General features: G+C 66.9%; 17 protein-coding genes and 1 other RNA gene. 8 read left to right on the top strand and 10 right to left on the bottom strand.

Annotated features, from left to right (window positions below; translation table 11 throughout):
* The first annotated feature begins 25 nt into the window (after positions 1 to 25).
* Both GR328_RS14915 and GR328_RS14910 read left to right on the top strand, forming a co-directional pair.
* A complete protein-coding gene (locus GR328_RS14915; protein WP_160885320.1) occupies positions 26 to 1825 on the top strand; it encodes an ABC transporter transmembrane domain-containing protein in 1800 nt (599 codons plus the stop codon).
* Positions 1826 to 1912: 87 nt separating this feature from the next.
* Positions 1913 to 2092, top strand: a complete 180-nt coding sequence (locus GR328_RS14910) for a DUF3606 domain-containing protein (protein WP_160885319.1) — start codon at positions 1913 to 1915, stop codon at positions 2090 to 2092.
* Positions 2093 to 2095: 3 nt separating this feature from the next.
* On the opposite strand, the gene GR328_RS14905 is transcribed toward GR328_RS14910, so the two are convergent.
* The 9 genes from GR328_RS14905 to tkt form a co-directional block, all read right to left on the bottom strand.
* A complete protein-coding gene (locus GR328_RS14905; RefSeq protein WP_160885318.1) occupies positions 2096 to 3124 on the bottom strand; it encodes a peptidoglycan -binding protein in 1029 nt (342 codons plus the stop codon).
* On the bottom strand, positions 3124 to 4083 hold the full coding sequence (locus GR328_RS14900) for a MotA/TolQ/ExbB proton channel family protein (protein WP_160885317.1): 960 nt from the start codon (positions 4081 to 4083) through the stop codon (positions 3124 to 3126). The genes GR328_RS14905 and GR328_RS14900 overlap by 1 nt, the downstream gene beginning before the upstream one ends.
* Positions 4084 to 4212: 129 nt before the next feature.
* Positions 4213 to 5007: an inositol monophosphatase family protein gene (locus GR328_RS14895; protein WP_160885316.1), complete on the bottom strand. Its 795-nt coding sequence runs from the start codon at positions 5005 to 5007 to the stop codon at positions 4213 to 4215.
* Positions 5008 to 5196: 189 nt separating this feature from the next.
* Positions 5197 to 6099 carry a tetratricopeptide repeat protein gene (locus tag GR328_RS14890; RefSeq protein ID WP_160885315.1) on the bottom strand — a complete coding sequence of 301 codons (903 nt, stop codon included), beginning with the start codon at positions 6097 to 6099 and terminating at the stop codon, positions 5197 to 5199.
* Positions 6096 to 6746 carry a thiamine phosphate synthase gene (locus tag GR328_RS14885; protein WP_160885314.1) on the bottom strand — a complete coding sequence of 217 codons (651 nt, stop codon included), beginning with the start codon at positions 6744 to 6746 and terminating at the stop codon, positions 6096 to 6098. Before GR328_RS14885 ends, GR328_RS14890 begins: the two co-directional genes overlap by 4 nt.
* A 236-nt stretch (positions 6747 to 6982) precedes the next feature.
* The gene (fba, locus tag GR328_RS14880; protein ID WP_160885313.1) at positions 6983 to 8071 is read right to left on the bottom strand and encodes a class II fructose-bisphosphate aldolase; all 1089 of its coding nucleotides are present in this window, start codon (positions 8069 to 8071) and stop codon (positions 6983 to 6985) included.
* 124 nt (positions 8072 to 8195) lie between these two features.
* Entirely contained in the window at positions 8196 to 9386 is a 1191-nt protein-coding gene (locus GR328_RS14875) for a phosphoglycerate kinase (RefSeq protein ID WP_160885312.1), read from the bottom strand.
* A 14-nt stretch (positions 9387 to 9400) separates the two neighbouring features.
* Positions 9401 to 10408, bottom strand: a complete 1008-nt coding sequence (gene gap, locus GR328_RS14870) for a type I glyceraldehyde-3-phosphate dehydrogenase (protein WP_160885311.1) — start codon at positions 10406 to 10408, stop codon at positions 9401 to 9403.
* 43 nt (positions 10409 to 10451) lie between these two features.
* Positions 10452 to 12386, bottom strand: coding sequence for a transketolase (tkt, locus tag GR328_RS14865; protein WP_246215899.1), 1935 nt, complete (start codon positions 12384 to 12386; stop codon positions 10452 to 10454).
* Between the two features lie 534 nt (positions 12387 to 12920).
* Between tkt and GR328_RS14860 the strand changes: the two genes are divergently transcribed.
* Complete coding sequence (locus tag GR328_RS14860) at positions 12921 to 13214, top strand: DUF4164 domain-containing protein (protein WP_160885309.1); 294 nt, start codon at positions 12921 to 12923, stop codon at positions 13212 to 13214.
* 3 nt (positions 13215 to 13217) lie between these two features.
* Complete coding sequence (locus GR328_RS14855; protein ID WP_160885308.1) at positions 13218 to 13586, top strand: cell division protein ZapA; 369 nt, start codon at positions 13218 to 13220, stop codon at positions 13584 to 13586.
* A gap of 98 nt (positions 13587 to 13684) precedes the next feature.
* On the opposite strand, the gene GR328_RS14850 is transcribed toward GR328_RS14855, so the two are convergent.
* Positions 13685 to 13969 carry a hypothetical protein gene (locus GR328_RS14850; protein WP_160885307.1) on the bottom strand — a complete coding sequence of 95 codons (285 nt, stop codon included), beginning with the start codon at positions 13967 to 13969 and terminating at the stop codon, positions 13685 to 13687.
* Between the two features lie 202 nt (positions 13970 to 14171).
* On the opposite strand from GR328_RS14850, the gene ssrS reads away from it, so the two are divergent.
* The 4 genes from ssrS (at position 14172) to GR328_RS14830 (ending at position 16658) form a co-directional block, all read left to right on the top strand.
* A non-coding RNA gene (ssrS, locus tag GR328_RS14845) (6S RNA) lies at positions 14172 to 14328 on the top strand.
* A gap of 4 nt (positions 14329 to 14332) precedes the next feature.
* Positions 14333 to 14917: a 5-formyltetrahydrofolate cyclo-ligase gene (locus tag GR328_RS14840; RefSeq protein ID WP_160885306.1), complete on the top strand. Its 585-nt coding sequence runs from the start codon at positions 14333 to 14335 to the stop codon at positions 14915 to 14917.
* A gap of 10 nt (positions 14918 to 14927) precedes the next feature.
* Positions 14928 to 15749 carry a TIGR00282 family metallophosphoesterase gene (locus GR328_RS14835; RefSeq protein WP_160885305.1) on the top strand — a complete coding sequence of 274 codons (822 nt, stop codon included), beginning with the start codon at positions 14928 to 14930 and terminating at the stop codon, positions 15747 to 15749.
* A gap of 219 nt (positions 15750 to 15968) precedes the next feature.
* Complete coding sequence (locus tag GR328_RS14830; protein WP_160885304.1) at positions 15969 to 16658, top strand: exopolysaccharide biosynthesis protein; 690 nt, start codon at positions 15969 to 15971, stop codon at positions 16656 to 16658.
* The last annotated feature ends 28 nt before the right edge of the window (positions 16659 to 16686 follow it).

Genomic DNA, 16686 nt, shown 5'->3' with positions numbered 1-16686 from the left:
GCGAATTGACGCAACAAAGGCTGCCATGGCCGATCTGCCAGACCAACAGCGCCGCTCCAAAGCCGCGCTCAGTGCCCTGAAACCGCTCATTCCCTACGGCCTCGCTTACAAGGGCCGGATTGCGGGGGCGCTCGCCGCGCTCGTCATGGCCTCGGCGGCCACCCTCGTGGTGCCCATCGCCGTGCGCCGGGTGGTGGATTTCGGTTTCTCGGAAGAGGGCCATGCCTACATCAATGCCTATTTCGCCCTGCTGATCGTGGTGGTGGCCGTGCTCGCGCTCTCGAGCGCCCTTCGCTACTACCTCGTCATCACCCTGGGAGAGCGGGTCGTTGCGGACCTGCGCTCCGCCGTGTTCCGGCATCTCACCTCCCTCGACCCGGCTTTCTTCGACCAGACCAAGAGCGGCGAGATCGTCTCGCGGCTCACGGCCGACACGACCCAGGTAAAGGCCGCCTTCGGGGTGAGCATCTCGATCGCGCTGCGCAACATCTTCCTGTTCTCCGGCGCCGTGGTGCTCATGGTCATCACGAGTCCGAAGCTTTCGGCCCTCGTCCTGCTGGCCATTCCGGTGATCGTGCTGCCCCTCGTCCTCTCGGGGCGGGCGGTGCGGCGGCGCTCGCGAGCGGCGCAGGACAGGCTCGCCGATGCCTCGGCCTATGCGGCGGAGGCCATCGGCGCCGTCCGGACCATGCAGGCTTTCGGCATGGAGAGTCTCACCGCTTCCCGCTTCGCGCTGGCCGCCGAGGAGGCCTTCGACGCCGCGCGCCTGTCCACCACCATGCGCGCCTTCCTGACCGGCGCAGGCATCTTCATGGTCTCGGCCAGCGTGGTCGCCGTGCTCTGGTACGGCGCTCAGGATGTTCTCGCAGGCGAGATGACCGGCGGCCGGCTTTCGCAATTCGTGCTCTACGCAGTCTTCGCCGCGAGCTCGCTCGGCCAGCTCTCGGAGGTCTACGGCGAACTGTCGCAGGCCGCAGGCGCGGCGGAGCGTCTGGGCGAGATCCTCGCTGCCAGGCCGGCCATCGAGAGACCCCGCGAGCCGAAGCTCCTGCCGGAGCCTTCGCCCGGCACCGTCGCCTTCGGGGACGTGCACTTCGCCTATCCAACCCGGTCCGAGCAGCGCGCCCTCCACGGCTTGAGCTTTTCGGTGGCTTCGGGCGAGCGGGTCGCCATCGTCGGACCCTCGGGCGCGGGCAAGAGCACCATTCTCCAGCTGCTGCTGCGTTTCTACGATCCGCAATGGGGCTCGATCCGGGTCGATGGGGTGCCGATCCCCGAGGCCGATCCCTCCTCCTTACGCGCTCGCATGGCCCTGGTGCCGCAGGAGCCCACAATCTTCGCCGCGAGCGTTCTCGACAATATCCGCTATGGCCGCCCCGAGGCCTCCGAGGAGGAGGTGCGCCGCGCGGCGGAGCTCGCCTCCGCCCATGGCTTCATCCAGGCCCTGCCGCAGGGCTACGAGACCCTCATCGGGGAGCGCGGCGTGACCCTCTCCGGCGGACAGCGCCAGCGTCTCGCCATTGCCCGCGCCATCCTCAAGGATGCGCCGATCCTGCTTCTCGACGAGGCCACTTCGGCGCTGGACGCTGAAAGCGAGCGCAAGGTGCAGGAAGCCCTCGACCGGCTCATGGAAGGGCGCACCACTCTCGTCATCGCCCACCGGCTCGCTACCGTGCGGTCGGCGGACCGCATCCTCGTCATGGACAAGGGCCAGATCGTGGAGGAGGGAACGCACGAGACCCTGCTCCACAAGGACGGTCTCTATGCGCGTCTCGCCCGGCTCCAGTTCACGGGCGAGCGGGAGCGCGAACTCGCCGCCGAGTAGGCGTGTCGCGGCGAACCAAATCCCGCCCCCGCGGTTGTTTCAGGGCCGACAGCAAATCGGCTCCTGAAACGACGAGGGAGGTCAGGGATGGCGGCCACCTTCAGGAGGCATCCGCAGGATGCAGCCCGCATCAATCTCCATGAGGACTGGGAGATGCGCTACTGGTCCGATAAATGGGGAGTCCCGCGCCAGCGGATCCTGGATACGGTCAAGCGTGTCGGTGTCCAGGTGAAGGACGTCGCCCGCGCGCTCGGCAAAAGCGCCTGATCCTCACCGCTCCGTCAGCTTCAGCTCGATGCGCCGGTTGCGCGCATAGGCCTCTTCCGTCGTGCCGTTGTCCAGGGGCTGGAACTCGCCGAAGCCCGCGGCGACGAGATGCTGGGGCTGCACCCCCCGAGCGATCAGCGCCTGCACCACGGCGATGGCGCGGGCGGAGGAGAGGGCCCAGTTCGACGGGAATTGAGGGGTGTTGATGGGGCGCTGGTCCGTATGCCCGTCGACGCGAATCACCCACGGAATATCTGGCGGAACCTGGCGTTCCAGCTCCGTGAGCGCGGTCGCGATGCGGTCGAGTTCGCCTGCAGCTTCAGGGCGCAGGGTGGCCTGGCCGGCGGGAAAGAGCACTTCCGACTGGAACACGAAGCGGTCGCCGACGATCCGCACGTCCGGCCGGTTGCCGAGAATCTGGCGCAGGCGACCGAAGAAGTCCGACCGATAGCGGGCCAGTTCCTGCACTCGCTGGGCCAGCGCCACGTTGAGGCGGCTGCCGAGATCAGCGATCCGGGCCTGGCTCTCCCTGTCCCGGTTCTCGGAAGCCGCGAGCGCCTCCTCCAGGGCCGCGAGCTGGCGCCGCATGGCGGCGATCTGCTGGTTGAGGATTTCCACCTGGCTGAGAGCGCGTCCCGTGGCCTGCCTCTCGGCCTCCAGGGCCACGTTCAGCTCGCCCGCCTGGCTCTGCGCCGCATTGCCGGATTCGAGAAGCCCCTGCAGGCGGGCCCGCTCGGCCTCGTTGGCCTTCAGGGTACTCTGGAGGGCGGCGAGGTTCTCCTCCACCGTGCGGCGTCCGGAGCGTTCGAGGGAGAGAAGATCGGTCAGTTCCGCGATCTGCCGGTTGAGCCGGTCGAGCACCGTGTCGCGGCCCGAGATTTCGGTGGACAGGAAGAACTGCCCCACTGTGAAGACCGAGATCAGGAAGATGATGGCGAGCAGCAGGGTGGACAGGGCGTCCACGAAGCCCGGCCAGTAATTGATCTGGCTCATGCGCCCGCGGCGGCGTCCTCCTGCGCTCGAAACCGGCATCAGGGCAGCCTTTCGCGGGAAATGCGGTCGAGCACCTGCTTCAGCTCCTTCTCGCGGGCGGCCTGGGCCTCCACCCAGTCGCGGATCATCTGCTGCTCCGCGCGCATGTGCTGGACGAGGCCCTGGACGCCTTCGGCGAGATTCGCCATGGCCTGGGTCGCCGCGCGTCCGCCCGCGCCGTCGTTCACGGCGGCCGTGAGCCGGTTGAGCGCCACCGTCAGGTCATGGGAGGTGGTGGACCGCAGGGAGGCGTCGGCGGGCATGTCGGAGGTCGTGGTAGCGAGCCAGTCCTCAAGTTCCGTATAGAAGCGGCTCTGGGCTTGGCCGGCCTGGAGATCGAGGAAGCCGAGGATCAGAGAGCCGGCGAGGCCGAAGAGCGAGGCCGAGAAGGCCAGTCCCATGCCCTGGAGGGGGCCTGCCAGGGAATTCTTCAGCTCGTCGAAGATGGCGGCGGTGTCCTGTCCCGTTCGCAGGGAACCGATGATGTCGCCGACCGAGCCCACGGTGTCGATCAGGCCCCAGAAGGTGCCGAGAAGGCCGAGGAACACGAGAAGGCCCGCCATGTAGCGCAGGATCTCGCGGCCTTCATCGAGGCGGGCGCCGATCGAATCCAGCAGGGAGCGCATGGCCGCGATGGACAGGGAGTTCCCGGACCTGTTGCTGATGAAGGCGGCCATGGGGGCCAGCAGCACGGGCGGGGTCGGGGCGACCAGCCCTTCCTCGGTCTGCCGGAGGGTGTTGACCCAGCGCACCTCGGGGAACAGGCGCCAGACCTGCCGGATGGCCAGGATGATGCCGATGAACATGACGCCCAGGATCAGGGCGTTGAGGCCGGGATTGGCCTGAAAGGCGGCCCAGATCTGCCGGTACAGGATGAAGGCGATGAACCCTGTCAGAACCAGAAAGACCGCCATGCGGACGAGATAGATCCGCGGTGGGGTAAGGGGTTGGTCCGCCATCGTTATCCTGTGCTCATGTGCTTCGGGCCGGCTCTAATGTGACCGCCCCGGAGGCGAGGATCAAGCGCGAGCTCGACCTCCCCTGGGGACACGAACAGAAATATCGGCCAGAAATGCCCGCGCGGGCGATCAGCCCTTGGACTTTTTCAGGAGCCTGAGAAGCTCGCGATGCATGCTCTCGTTCCCGCAGGCGACGGAGCCGGTGGCGAGCGGGTTCGGAACGCCGTCCGCGTCGGTGACGAAGCCGCCGGCCTCGCGCACCATGAGGATGCCCGCCGCCATGTCCCAGGAGTTCAGGCCCCGTTCCCAATAGGCGTCGAAGCGTCCGCAGGCCACATAGGCGAGGTCGAGGGCGGCGGCGCCCCAGCGGCGCATGCCGCCCACATGGGCCATCACGGAGGCGCATTCGCGCAGGAAGAGGCCGTGGTCGCCCTTGCCGATATGCGGCAGCCCGCAGGCGACGACCGCATCCGGCACCTCGGTGCGGGCCGCCACGCGGATGCGGCGGTTGTTGAGATAGGCGCCCTTGCCCTTCTCGGCGATGAAAAGCTCGTCCTTGGCAGGATCGTAGATCACGCCGGCGACGATCTGGCCGTCGCGCTCGAGGGCCACGGAAATCGCGAATTGCGGCAGGCCGTGGAGGAAGTTCGTGGTGCCGTCGAGGGGGTCGATATGCCAGCGATGGCTGGTGTCGCTGCCTTCGACGATGCCCTGCTCCTCCATGACGAAGCCGTAGCCGGGGCGGGCCTTCTCGAGCGCCTCGCGGAGGATCTTCTCGGCCTTGCGGTCGGCGGCGGACACGAAATCGCCGGGGCCCTTGCGGGAAACCTGCAGGTTCTCCACCTCGCCGAAATCGCGCTTGAGGGAGCGCGAAGCCTTCATCACGGCATCGGTCATGACGGTCATGAGGGGCGAGCGGATCATGGGACTAGTCCTGGCAAAGAGCAAAATGGAAGGAAAGGGGTCGATGGACCACGGGAGGGTCGACGTCAAGCAGGGGGATAACCGAAGGACGCTTCAATTGATCCCGTGCTTCGCGGTTTCGGGCGCATGGCGGAGCAAAGCCGGCCATGACGGGGCGGGCACGGGTAGAGGATAGGGGTCGGAGCGGTCTCACCGCATCCCGAGCCGTTCGGCGGCGAGCTTTTCGGCGCGGGTCCGCTCCTCGGCGCTGAGGTCTTTGAGCGCATCGTCGAGCCATTGGTCGGTGAGGCCCTGGGCCGCGGCGAGGATGTGCCAGGCGGCCGCATCCACCTTGTTGGCGGGCACGCCCCGTCCTGCCACCAGCAGGCGGGCCAGGCGGTTCTGGGCGATGGCGTTCCCCTTGGCCGCAGCGCGGCGGAAATACCGGGCGGCCTGGGATTCGCTCTTCGCCACGCCCTCGCCGTTGAAGAGCAGGATGGCGTATTCCACCTCGCCCACGGAGCTGCCGTTCTTGGCTGCGCGCTCGAACAGACGGGCGGCCTCGGAGGTGTCCTTGGCCACCCCCCGGCCCTGGAGATAGAGCACCCCGAGTGCATGCTGCGCGTCCGGGATCTCCGCATCGGCGGCCTTGCGCAGCATCTCCACCGCCTGCTCCAGGTCCATGTCGGAGCCGCTGGTGAGGAGCAGGAGGGCCAGATTGTAGCTCGCGACCGCGTTGCCCTTGGCCGCGGCCTTTTCGAGCCAGGCCTTGCCCTCGACGGGATTCTTCTCGACGCCTCGTCCATCGAGGGTCATGAGCCCGAGGGAGGACATGGCGTTCGCGTCGCCGCGCCTGGCCGCGAGCAGATACCATTCGGCGGCTTTCTTCGGGTCGAGCTTGACCCCGAGGCCCTGGTTGTAGAGCTCGCCCAGGAGGGTCATGGCGGCGGCGTCGTTCCTGTTCTTCTCGAGCCGCAGGGTCGCCTCGCGGAACGCCGTCAGGTAGAGGCCGCGCTGATAGGCCCCATAGGCGAGATCGGGCTCGGCCGCCTGGGCTCCCGCAACGGAAACCAGCAGCAGGACGCCGCCGATGAATCCACAGACCCGCGTCAATGCGAGGCCTCCGGCCGGCTCAGAATCTCGGCTGCCGCCTTCACGGCCGCGAGCGGCCCGTCCGGATGGCTCCACACCGCATCCCCGAGGGCGATGAATTCCGCCTGGGTAGCCGCTAGGGTCTCGACCGTGTCGAGGCCGGGGGCGAAGGCCACGCAGGGGGTCTCGAAGATCTCGGCCCACCAGGCGGCGCGCTCGGCGACGCTTTCCAGGGAGGGCAGGGAGCCGTCGCGGCGCGGCTCGCCGAAGAGCAGGTAATCGACCCCGGCTTCACCGAGCGTCATGGCGTCGTCCCTGGTGCGGATGCCGCCCACGCCCACGGCGCGCTCGCCTTTGAGGCGCTCGCGCAGTTCGCGGACGAGTTCCGGGTCCGCGCCCGAGACATGGGCCCCGTCGGCGCCGCCGCGCACGGCCACGTTGGCCAGATCCGCCTCGCCCTCGGTGGAGACGATGAGGGCCGCTCCATGTTCCTGGACCGAGGAGGCGACGGCCTTCACCAGATTGACGAGGCTGCGCTCGTCGGCCGCGGGCAGGCGCAGCAGCACGGCGGCCACGGCCCCGCCCTTGCAGGCTTCGGCCAGCGTGGGAGCGAAGGAGGCGTCCTCCACGACGGGGGTGATGAGGTAGAGGCGGGCAGATTCGGACATCGATCGTGGAACTCGGATGGAAAGGACAGCATCCATAACGAAAACGGGGCCATCTTGCGAGGCCCCGCTTGTCGGTGAGGATTGAGGCGACTGTATGGGCGGTCGAGCGAGACCGTTCTCCGTCGTCCCCGGCCTCGTGCCGGGGATCTCCGTCTTCGGACACGCGGTGCTTCCAAGACGGGGATGGCCGGGACAAGCCCGGCCATGACGTTGTGAGGCAGTAATTTCAGGCGCCTTTACTCGGCCGCCTGCTTGGTGGTGCCGAAGGTCGGGTCGAGCTCGCCCGAGGCGTAACGCTTGGCCATCTCGGCGAGCGTATACACGCGTTTGATCTTCGAGGCCTGACCGGCGGTGTTGAACTCCTGGAAGCGCTGCCTGCAGAGCTTCGTCATCGCTTCCATGGCGGGCTTCAGATACTTGCGCGGGTCGAACTCGCCGGGGTTCTCGGACAGGACCTTGCGGATCTGGCCGGTCATCGCCATGCGGTTGTCGGTGTCGATGTTGATCTTGCGGACACCGTGCTTGATGCCGCGCTGGATCTCTTCCACCGGAACGCCCCACGTCGGCTTCATCTGGCCGCCGTACTGGTTGATGATGTCCTGCAGCTCCTGCGGCACGGAGGACGAGCCGTGCATCACGAGGTGCATGTTCGGGAGCCTCTTGTGGATCTCCTCGATCACGTGCATGGCCAGGATCGCGCCGTCCGGCTTGCGGGTGAACTTGTAGGCGCCGTGGGAGGTGCCCATGGCGATGGCGAGTGCGTCGACCTTGGTTTCGGCCACGAACTTCACGGCCTCGTCCGGGTTCGTCAGGAGCTGATCGTGCGACAGCTTGCCCTCCGCGCCGTGGCCGTCCTCGGCCTCGCCCATGCCGCTCTCGAGGGAGCCGAGCACACCGAGCTCGCCTTCCACCGAGATGCCGCCGAGATGGGCCATCTCGACCACCTTCCTGGTGACGCTGACGTTGTAGTCCCAGTCGCCCGGGGTCTTGCCGTCCGCCTTTAGCGAGCCGTCCATCATCACCGAGGTGAACCCGGCCTGGATGGCGGTCATGCAGGTGGCGGGCTCGTTGCCGTGGTCGAGATGCACGCAGACGGGGATGTGCGGATAGATTTCCGTGACGGCGTCCATCATGTGCTTGAGCATGACGTCGTTGGCGTAGGAGCGCGCGCCGCGGCTCGCCTGGATGATCACCGGCGCATCGACCTCGTTGGCGGCCGCCATGATCGCGAGCGCCTGCTCCATGTTGTTGATGTTGAAGGCAGGCACGCCGTAGCCGTGCTCGGCGGCGTGATCCAGAAGCTGCCTCATGGTGATGCGGGCCATTTCGTCCTCTCCGATTGATCTTGGCTTCTTAAATGCGCGTGAAAGCTGAACCTGAGCTTAAGCCATTCCACCCGTAATGTTGTCCGGCGAACGGACGGCGATCCCCTTCGCCGGAGCGGAACGGTCAAGCGCGCAGGGCCTCCACGCCCGGAAGCGCCTTGCCTTCGAGCCATTCGAGGAAAGCGCCGCCTGCGGTGGATACATAGGAGAAGCTTTCCGTAACGCCAGCGTGGTTGAGCGCGGCAACGGTATCGCCGCCGCCGGCGACGGAGACGAGCTTGCCTTCCTTCGTGCGCCGGGCCGCGTGGCGGGCGGCCGCGACCGTGCCCTGGTCGAAGGGTGGGATCTCGAACGCGCCGAGCGGGCCGTTCCACACCAGCGTCGCCGCGTCGTTGATGGCGGCGCAGATGCGCTCGACCGATTGCGAGCCCACGTCGAGGATCATCTGGTCCTCGGGGATCGCATCAATGCCGTAGGTCTGGTTGTGGGCGCCCGCCTTGAACTCGTAGGCGCAGACCCCGTCGACGGGCAGGATGATCGCGCAGTTGGAGGCGCGTGCCTTCTCGATGATGCGCATCGCGGTCGCGGCGAGGTCCTTCTCCGCCAGCGACTTGCCGATGTTGAGGCCCGTCGCGTGCACGAAGGTGTTGGCCATGCCGCCGCCGATGACGAGGGCATCGACCTTGGCCACGAGGTTTTCCAGGAGGTCGATCTTGGTGGACACCTTGGCGCCGCCCACGATGGCCACCACGGGACGCTTGGGAGTTTCCAGGCCCTTCGTGAGGGCGTCGAGCTCCGCCTGCATGGTGCGGCCGGCATAGGCCGGCAGCGCGCGGGCGAGGCCCTCGGTGGAGGCATGGGCACGGTGGGCCGCCGAAAAGGCGTCGTTGACGTAGATGTCGCCGAGCTTCGCCAGCTCCTGGACGAACCCTGCGTCATTCTTCTCCTCGCCCGCATGGAAGCGGGTGTTCTCGAGAAGAAGCACATCGCCGTCCTTCAGGGCGGCGACGGCGCCTGCCGCGGCTTCGCCGATGCAGTCGTCGGCGAAGGCCACCGGTTTTCCGAGATGCTGCGAGACCGCTTCCGCGACCGGCTTCAGGGACTCCTTCGGGTCGCGTCCCTTCGGGCGTCCGAAATGGGCGAGCAGGATCACCCTGCCGCCCTTGTCGGCGATTTCCCGGATGGTGGGAAGGACGCGCTCGATGCGCGTCGCGTCAGTCACCCTGCCGTTCTCCTTGGGGACATTGAGGTCAACCCGGACGAGAACGCGTTTTCCCTTGACGTCGGCTTGGTCCAGCGTGCGGAAGGCGGTCATCGAAGCAGCCCTCCTTAGATGAGCTTCGCCATGGCGATGGCGGTGTCCGCCATACGGTTCGAGAAGCCCCACTCGTTATCGTACCAGGACAGCACGCGCACGAAATTGCCCTCCATCACCTTGGTCTGGTCCAGGTGGAACACCGAGGAATGCGGGTCGTGGTTGAAGTCCGAGGAGACGTTCGGCTGGTTCGTGTAGCCGAGGATGCCCTTCAGCTCCTGATCGGCTGCGCGCTTGATCGCCTCGTTGATCTCCTCCTTCGTGGTCGCCTTCTTGGCGACGAACTTGAAGTCGACCACGGAGACGTTCGGGGTCGGCACGCGGATCGAGGAACCGTCGAGCTTGCCGTTGAGCTCCGGCAGGACGAGGCCCACGGCCTTGGCGGCGCCCGTGGAGGTCGGGATCATGTTCAGGGCCGCCGCACGGGCGCGGTAGAGATCCTTGTGCATCTGATCCAGCGTCGGCTGGTCGTTGGTGTAGGAGTGGATCGTGGTCATGAAGCCCTTCTCGATGCCCACCGTCTCGTGAAGCACCTTCGCCACGGGGGCGAGGCAGTTCGTGGTGCAGGAGGCATTCGAGATGACGACGTGATCCTTGGTCAGCTTGTCGTGGTTCACGCCGTAGACGACCGTGAGGTCGGCGCCGTCAGCGGGAGCCGAGACGATGACGCGCTTGGCGCCCGCCGCGAGGTGGGCGGAGGCTTTCTCCTTGGAGGTGAAGATACCCGTGCATTCCATGGCGATGTCGACGCCGAGGTCCTTGTGCGGCAGGGTCGCCGGATCCTTGATGGCGGTCACGCGGATGCGCTGGCCGTTGATCACGAGGAACTCGCCCTCGACCGCCACATCGGCCGGGAAGCGGCCATGGACGGAGTCGAAGCGAAGCAGGTGGGCGTTCGTCTCGACCGGACCGAGGTCGTTGATGGCAACCACCTCGATATCCTTCCGGCCGCTCTCCACGATGCCGCGGAGGATGTTGCGTCCGATGCGACCGAAACCGTTGATCGCGACCTTCACCGTCATAGTCTTAACTCCCTTGTGATGAGGCGTTGAGCCTCCTTCGGTCTCAGAGATTGTGCGTCCTGAGAACTTTTTCCGCCACTGCCTCGGCGGTGATGCCGAAGTGCTTGTAGAGGTCCTTGTAGGGCGCGCTCGCGCCAAACCCATGCATGCCGACGAAAATTCCGTCGGGGCCGATCACCGAATCCCAGCCGAAGCGAACCGCCGCCTCGACCGCGACCCTGATCGGCGCGTCGCCGATGATCTCGTGGCGCACCTTCTCGGGCTGGGCCAGGAACAGATCGAGGGACGGCACGGAGACCACGCGGGCTTCGAAGTTCTGCTCGGCCAGCAGCTTCTGGGCCGCGAGTGCAATCTCCACCTCGGAACCCGAAGCGAAGATGGTGGCACGGGCCTTGCCGTTCGCAGGCGACAGCTCGTAGGCGCCGGTGGCGGAGAGGTTCTTCGCCCCGCCCTCTTTCCGGACCTGCTGCAGGTTCTGGCGGGTGAGCGCCAGGGTCGTCGGCCCGTCCGTGCGCTCGAGAGCCATCTGCCAGGCCTCGGCCGTCTCGATGGCGTCCGCCGGACGGAACACGCGCATCTTCGGCATGGAACGCAGGGCGGCCAGATGCTCCACCGGCTGGTGGGTGGGACCGTCCTCGCCCAGGCCGATGGAATCGTGGGTCATGACGTAGACTGCGGGAATCCCGGCGAGCGAAGCGATGCGCATGGCGGGACGTGCATAATCGGTGAAGACCAGGAAGGTCGCTCCGGCGGGCACATAGCCGCCATGGAGCGCGATGCCGTTCATGGCCGCCGCCATGCCGTGCTCGCGGATGCCGTAATGGATGTAGCGGCCCGCGAAGTTGCCGGGCGAGATGGCGGTGAGATTCTTGGTCTTGGTGTTGTTGGAGGGGGTCAGGTCCGCCGAGCCCAGCACCAGTTCCGGCACGGCCTCGGTGATGACCTCCAGCGCGATCTCGCTGGCCTTGCGGGTGGCGACGTTCTGGGGCTCGGCCGCCAGACGGTCCTTCAGCCTCGCGACGGCATCGCCGAGACCCTCGGGGCGCACGCCCCTGACGCGACGCTCGAACTCGCCGCGCCGGTCGGCGGGCAGGGCACTCAGGCGGTCCGCCCAGGCCTTGCGCAGGCGGCGGCCCTTCTTGCCGGCCTTCGCCCAGGCGTCGCGGATATTGTCCGGGATCACGAAGGGCTCATGGCTCCAGCCGAGAGCGGCCTTGGCGCCCGCCAGTTCCTCGGCGCCGAGCGGCTCGCCGTGGGCCTTGGAGGTGCCTGCCTTCTTCGGCGCGCCGAAGCCGATAGTGGTCTTGCAGGCGATGAGCGTCGGCTTGTCCGACTTCTGGGCGCGGGAAATGGCGCGCTGGATCGCCTTCGGGTCATGGCCGTCGATGCGCACGGCGTTCCAGCCGCAGGCCTGGAAGCGCTTCACCTGGTCGACCGAGTCGGAGATGGAGAGCGGGCCATCGATGGAGATGCCGTTGTCGTCCCACAGGACGATCATGCGGTTGAGCTTCAGGTGGCCGGCAAGGGCGATGGCCTCCTGGCTGATGCCTTCCATGAGGTCGCCGTCGGAGGCGAGCACATAGGTGTGATGGTCGACGAGATCGTCGCCGTATTCGGCGTTCAGCATGCGCTCGGCGAGCGCGAAGCCTACCGCCGTGGCGATGCCCTGGCCGAGCGGGCCCGTGGTCGTCTCGACGCCCGGGGTCATGAAGTTCTCGGGATGGCCCGGGGTCTTCGAATCGAGCTTGCGGAAGTTCTTGAGCTCTTCGATGGTCATGCCCTTCACGCCCGTCAGGTGGAGCAGGGCGTAGAGCAGCATGGAGCCGTGGCCGGCCGAGAGGATGAACCGGTCTCGGTCGGGCCAGGTCGGGTCGGCGGCGTCGTACTTCAGGAACTTGGTGAATAGCACCGTTGCGATGTCGGCAGCGCCCATGGGCAGGCCGGGGTGACCGGATTTGGCTTGTTCGACGGCATCCATGGCGAGGACGCGCACGGCGTTCGCCAGATCGGAATGGGTGACGCGATCGGCGGGGACGGTGTTCAGCACGGCGTGATCCACAAATCTTGAAGCCCCGCAAAGGGGCGGGTCTGTCTGGAAAAGGCGTGGGCTCCTTAACACGCGGGGGGATCGAGTCAAAGATGTCAGGCGGAATCCTTCGAAGGATTGCCGCGGACCGAGGGCCGCGTCGGCGAGAAGCGGATCCGGTTCCCGGCCCGCTCGCCCTTCCAGTCATCACCGGCTTGTGCCGGTGATCCCGATCCGCCAAACGCTGCGCTCATCAGAGGAGGAAGGGCCTGGCTGATCCCCGGATCAGGACCGGGGACGGCCGTGGCATGGTGTCCTGCACATCGTGCGGACCCGGAAGGCCGCACCGAACGATGCTCCCGCCCAAGAGTGAGGCATCGGCTCGATTCCGAAAGCGGTTTCTCTTTTCGCGTCCGGTGCTTTAGGGAAAACCGGATCCACTTTTGTGCACGATGCGCTAGTCTCATCCCGATTCCCGGAGGCAGAATGACGTCCCCCCTCGACGATGCGATGAAACGGCTCGATGCGGCCCTGGGGCTTCTCGAAGCTGCGGTGTCCCGCCGCCTCGATGCCGAAAAGCGTCGGGGAAGCCTGGAGACCGAGCTCCAGCTCATGCAGGACGACCGCTCTCGCCTCGCCGAGGAGCTGGACGGGACCCTCACGCGCCTCCACCGCTTCGAGGCCGCCACGGACGACGTGGGCAGGCGCGTTCAGCTGGCGATCCTCGCGGTTCAGAACGTTCTGGCTCAGGCCGGCGAGCTCGAGCTGGAGGAGGGCTAGGCCATGACGCACGTGACGGTTGCCATCGCCGGACAGACCTACCGGATCGCCTGCGCCGAGGGCGAGCAGGCGCATCTCGAGCGGCTGGCCGCGTCCTATGATGCCAGAATCGGGCAGATGCGCGCCGCCTTTGGCGAGATCGGCGACCTGCGCCTTCAAGTCATGGCTGCCATCGCCCAGGCCGACGAACTCCACGAGACCCGGATGCGGCTGGCGGCTGTCGAGGCGGAGCTGGCCCGCCTGAAATCCTCGTCCGGAGACGAGCGCGCGCGGATGATCGAGGCTAGGCTGGCGGAGGGCGTTCACAGGGCCGCCGAACGGATCGAGTGGCTGGCGCGCAGCCTGAATACCCCGAGCGTGGCGGAAGGATAGGGCTCTCGGCCCCCCCGTCATGGCAGCCCCGACCGGGGGAAGCGAAGCATTCCGAGGACCGGGATCACCGGCACGAGGCCGGTGACGGCGCGAATGCCTCAGGTCTTGGGCGACAGCCCCTGCTGCCGTTGGCGCAGCGAGGCCAGGAGTTCCACATAGGGCTCCCGCCGCTCGCGATGGGCGGTCCTGATTTTCCTCTTGATATGGGCTTTCAGCTCCGGATCAGCGGCGCTGTGCTCGGCCCGGTCGAGCCGGATCTCGTACTCGGCATCGATATCGCCGAGCATGTGCAGCACCTCCCGCATCATGGAAAGGATACCCGGGGAGTGGACATGGGGCTGTTCCTGCCGCGGTTCCGCGGCGATCTGCCTGGGTGGGATCATGCTTCCTCCGTGCTCTTGCATGTTCTTGGCTAATCGGCGGCGGAAGTGTTTGATCGGGCACCAGCCTGGCGCCATCCGTAGAACTACGGTGCCGATTCCTTACCTCCTCGGGGGTAGGCGCCGTCCCAGCGCCCTCCAAGAAGATGAAGCCTTGCTCACTTTTCCCCTTCCAACCGGACCCCTTCATCCCTACATAGGGAAGGCGGGGCTGCGGGGCGCGTTAGGAGTTCATATTCCCCGGGGCCTTATCGATCCTGAAGGGAGCTGTCCCTGACCCGGTCCGTGGACCGGGACATACGGCGCCCACCTACTTTGTAGGTTCCCGGGATCGCTTCTCCGACGGCTTTTGTGGCTCCGCACGTCATGCATTCTCTTCCTCCTCCGGTCTTGAAAGAACAGCTCCGCACCGAGGCGCTCGCCCGCCGGGACGGGCTCGACAAGGCGTTCCGCGAAGAGGCGGCCCGGGCGATCACCGAGCGGGCCCTCGGCTTTCCCGATCTTCGAGACGTCACTCCCGTGGGAGCCTACTGGCCGATCCGCAGCGAGGTCGACCCGCGCCCGCTCATGGCGGCGCTCCTGGAGCGTGGACAGGATGTGGCCCTCTCCCAGATCCTGCATCCCCATCTGAGCTGGCGCCTGTGGCAGCCGGGCGACGTGCTGATCAAGGGAGGCTTCGGCGTGCGCGAGCCCGGGCCGGACGCCCCGGAGGTCTTTCCCAAATGCCTCATCGTGCCCTTGGCAGCCTTCGACCGGAGGGGAGGGCGCATCGGCTACGGCAAGGGGCATTTCGATCGGGCCATCGCGGCGCTCGAATCGCAGCATCCGGTCTTGACCGTCGGCCTCGCTTATGCGGTTCAGGAGATCGGGCAGGTTCCGGTCGAGGACCACGACCGCCTGCTCGACATCGTCATCACGGAAACCGAGCTCATTCGGACCAAGCCTCTGTAGAAGGACCATCATGCGTATCCTCTTCCTCGGCGACATCGTCGGTCGCGCCGGCCGCAGCGCGGTGATCGAGCGGCTGCCGGGGCTTCGCGAACGCTGGAACCTCGATTGCGTGGTGATCAACGGCGAGAACGCGGCCGGGGGGTTCGGCATCACCGAGGCCATTTGCGACGAGGTCCTGAACGCGGGCGCCGACGCCATCACCCTCGGCAATCACACCTGGGACCAGCGTGAGACGCTCGTGTTCATCGAGCGCCAGCCGAGGCTTCTGCGCCCCGCGAATTTTCCGCCCGGCACGCCGGGGCGCGGAGCGAACCTCATCGAGACCCGCTCGGGAGCCCGGGTGCTGGTGGTGAACGTCATGGGGCGCCTCTACATGGACGCGCTGGACGATCCCTTCGCGGCGGTCGATCAGGCCCTTGACGACTGCCCCCTGGGGCAGGTGGCGGACGCCATCGTGGTGGATGTCCACGCGGAGGCCACCAGCGAGAAGGAGGCCATGGGCCATTATCTCGACGGGCGGGCGAGCCTCGTGGTCGGCACCCACACCCATGTTCCCACCGCCGATCACAGGGTTCTCCCCGGCGGCACCGCCTACATGACGGACGCGGGCATGTGCGGCGACTACGATTCCGTCCTCGGCATGCAGAAGGAGGAGCCCATCCGCCGCTTCCTCCAGAAGACCCCCGGCACCCGGCTCGAGCCGGGACTCGGGGAGGGCACCCTCTCGGGGATCGCGGTGGAAACGGACGACCGGACCGGCCTCGCGGTGCGGGTGGCGTCGGTGCGGCTCGGGCCTCACCTGGAGGAAACCTGGCCTCAGTTCTGGGATTGAGCGCGCCTTTCTCCGTCATGGCCGTCCCCGGACTTGATCCGGGGATCAGCCCGGCCCTCGCGACGCGAAGAGCGCTGCGTTTCACGCAATCGGGATCACCGGCACAAGGCCGGTGACGACGGGAGGGCGATCCGGTTCTGCCTCTCCCCGCCAAGGGGAAGATCGCCACTCTTTACCTCTCGCCTCCCCATCCCCATCTTTGCGCCACGGAGGACACCGGTGGACGCCAAGACACAGCCAGCCAGCGCCAGACGCTCCTATCGCGAGGACAGCGAATTCCACCGGGCGCACGAGCACCAGAGCGCCTCCGCCGTTCTGCGCGCCGTGATCGAGGACGCCGAGGGAGAGGTGATCTCCATTGGCGAGATCATCGAAGCCTTCGGCGAGCGCGCCTTCGGTTTCGTGCTGATCCTGTTCTCCCTGCCCAATTGCGTGCCGAACGTGCCGGGAATCGCGGGCATCGTGGGCACGCCGGTCCTGATCTTCGGCATTCAGATGATGCTGGGCCACAAGCGGCCCTGGCTGCCCGGCTTCATCCTGCGCCAGACGGTCTCGGTTTCGAAGTTCAAGCGCCTGATCGACATCGCCGAGCCCAGGCTCCAGAAACTCGAGAGCTATTGCCGGCCGAGACTGCCCCTTCTGTTCGGCCCCATCGGGGACCGGATGGTGGGGCTTTTCGCGTTCCTGGTGGCCCTTTCGGTGCTCATCCCCTTTCCCGGCACCAATTTCCCGCCCTCGATCGCCCTCGTCATCGCCTCCATCGCAGTGATGGAGGAGGACGGCTATCTGCTGATCCTGGGCTATCTCATCGGGCTTGCGGGCCTCGCCTACACGGCGACGATCCTGGGCGCCTCCTATCATCTCGTCATGGCCGGTATCGCCGCGATCCCGTCCTGGCTGGGGTTTTAAGTCGCCGCTTTGTCCCGGGGGGCTTGGC

Source organism: Microvirga makkahensis (genome assembly GCF_009830105.1).
Classification (GTDB): domain Bacteria; phylum Pseudomonadota; class Alphaproteobacteria; order Rhizobiales; family Beijerinckiaceae; genus Microvirga; species Microvirga makkahensis.
This window is presented reverse-complemented; position numbering and strand designations above follow the sequence as displayed.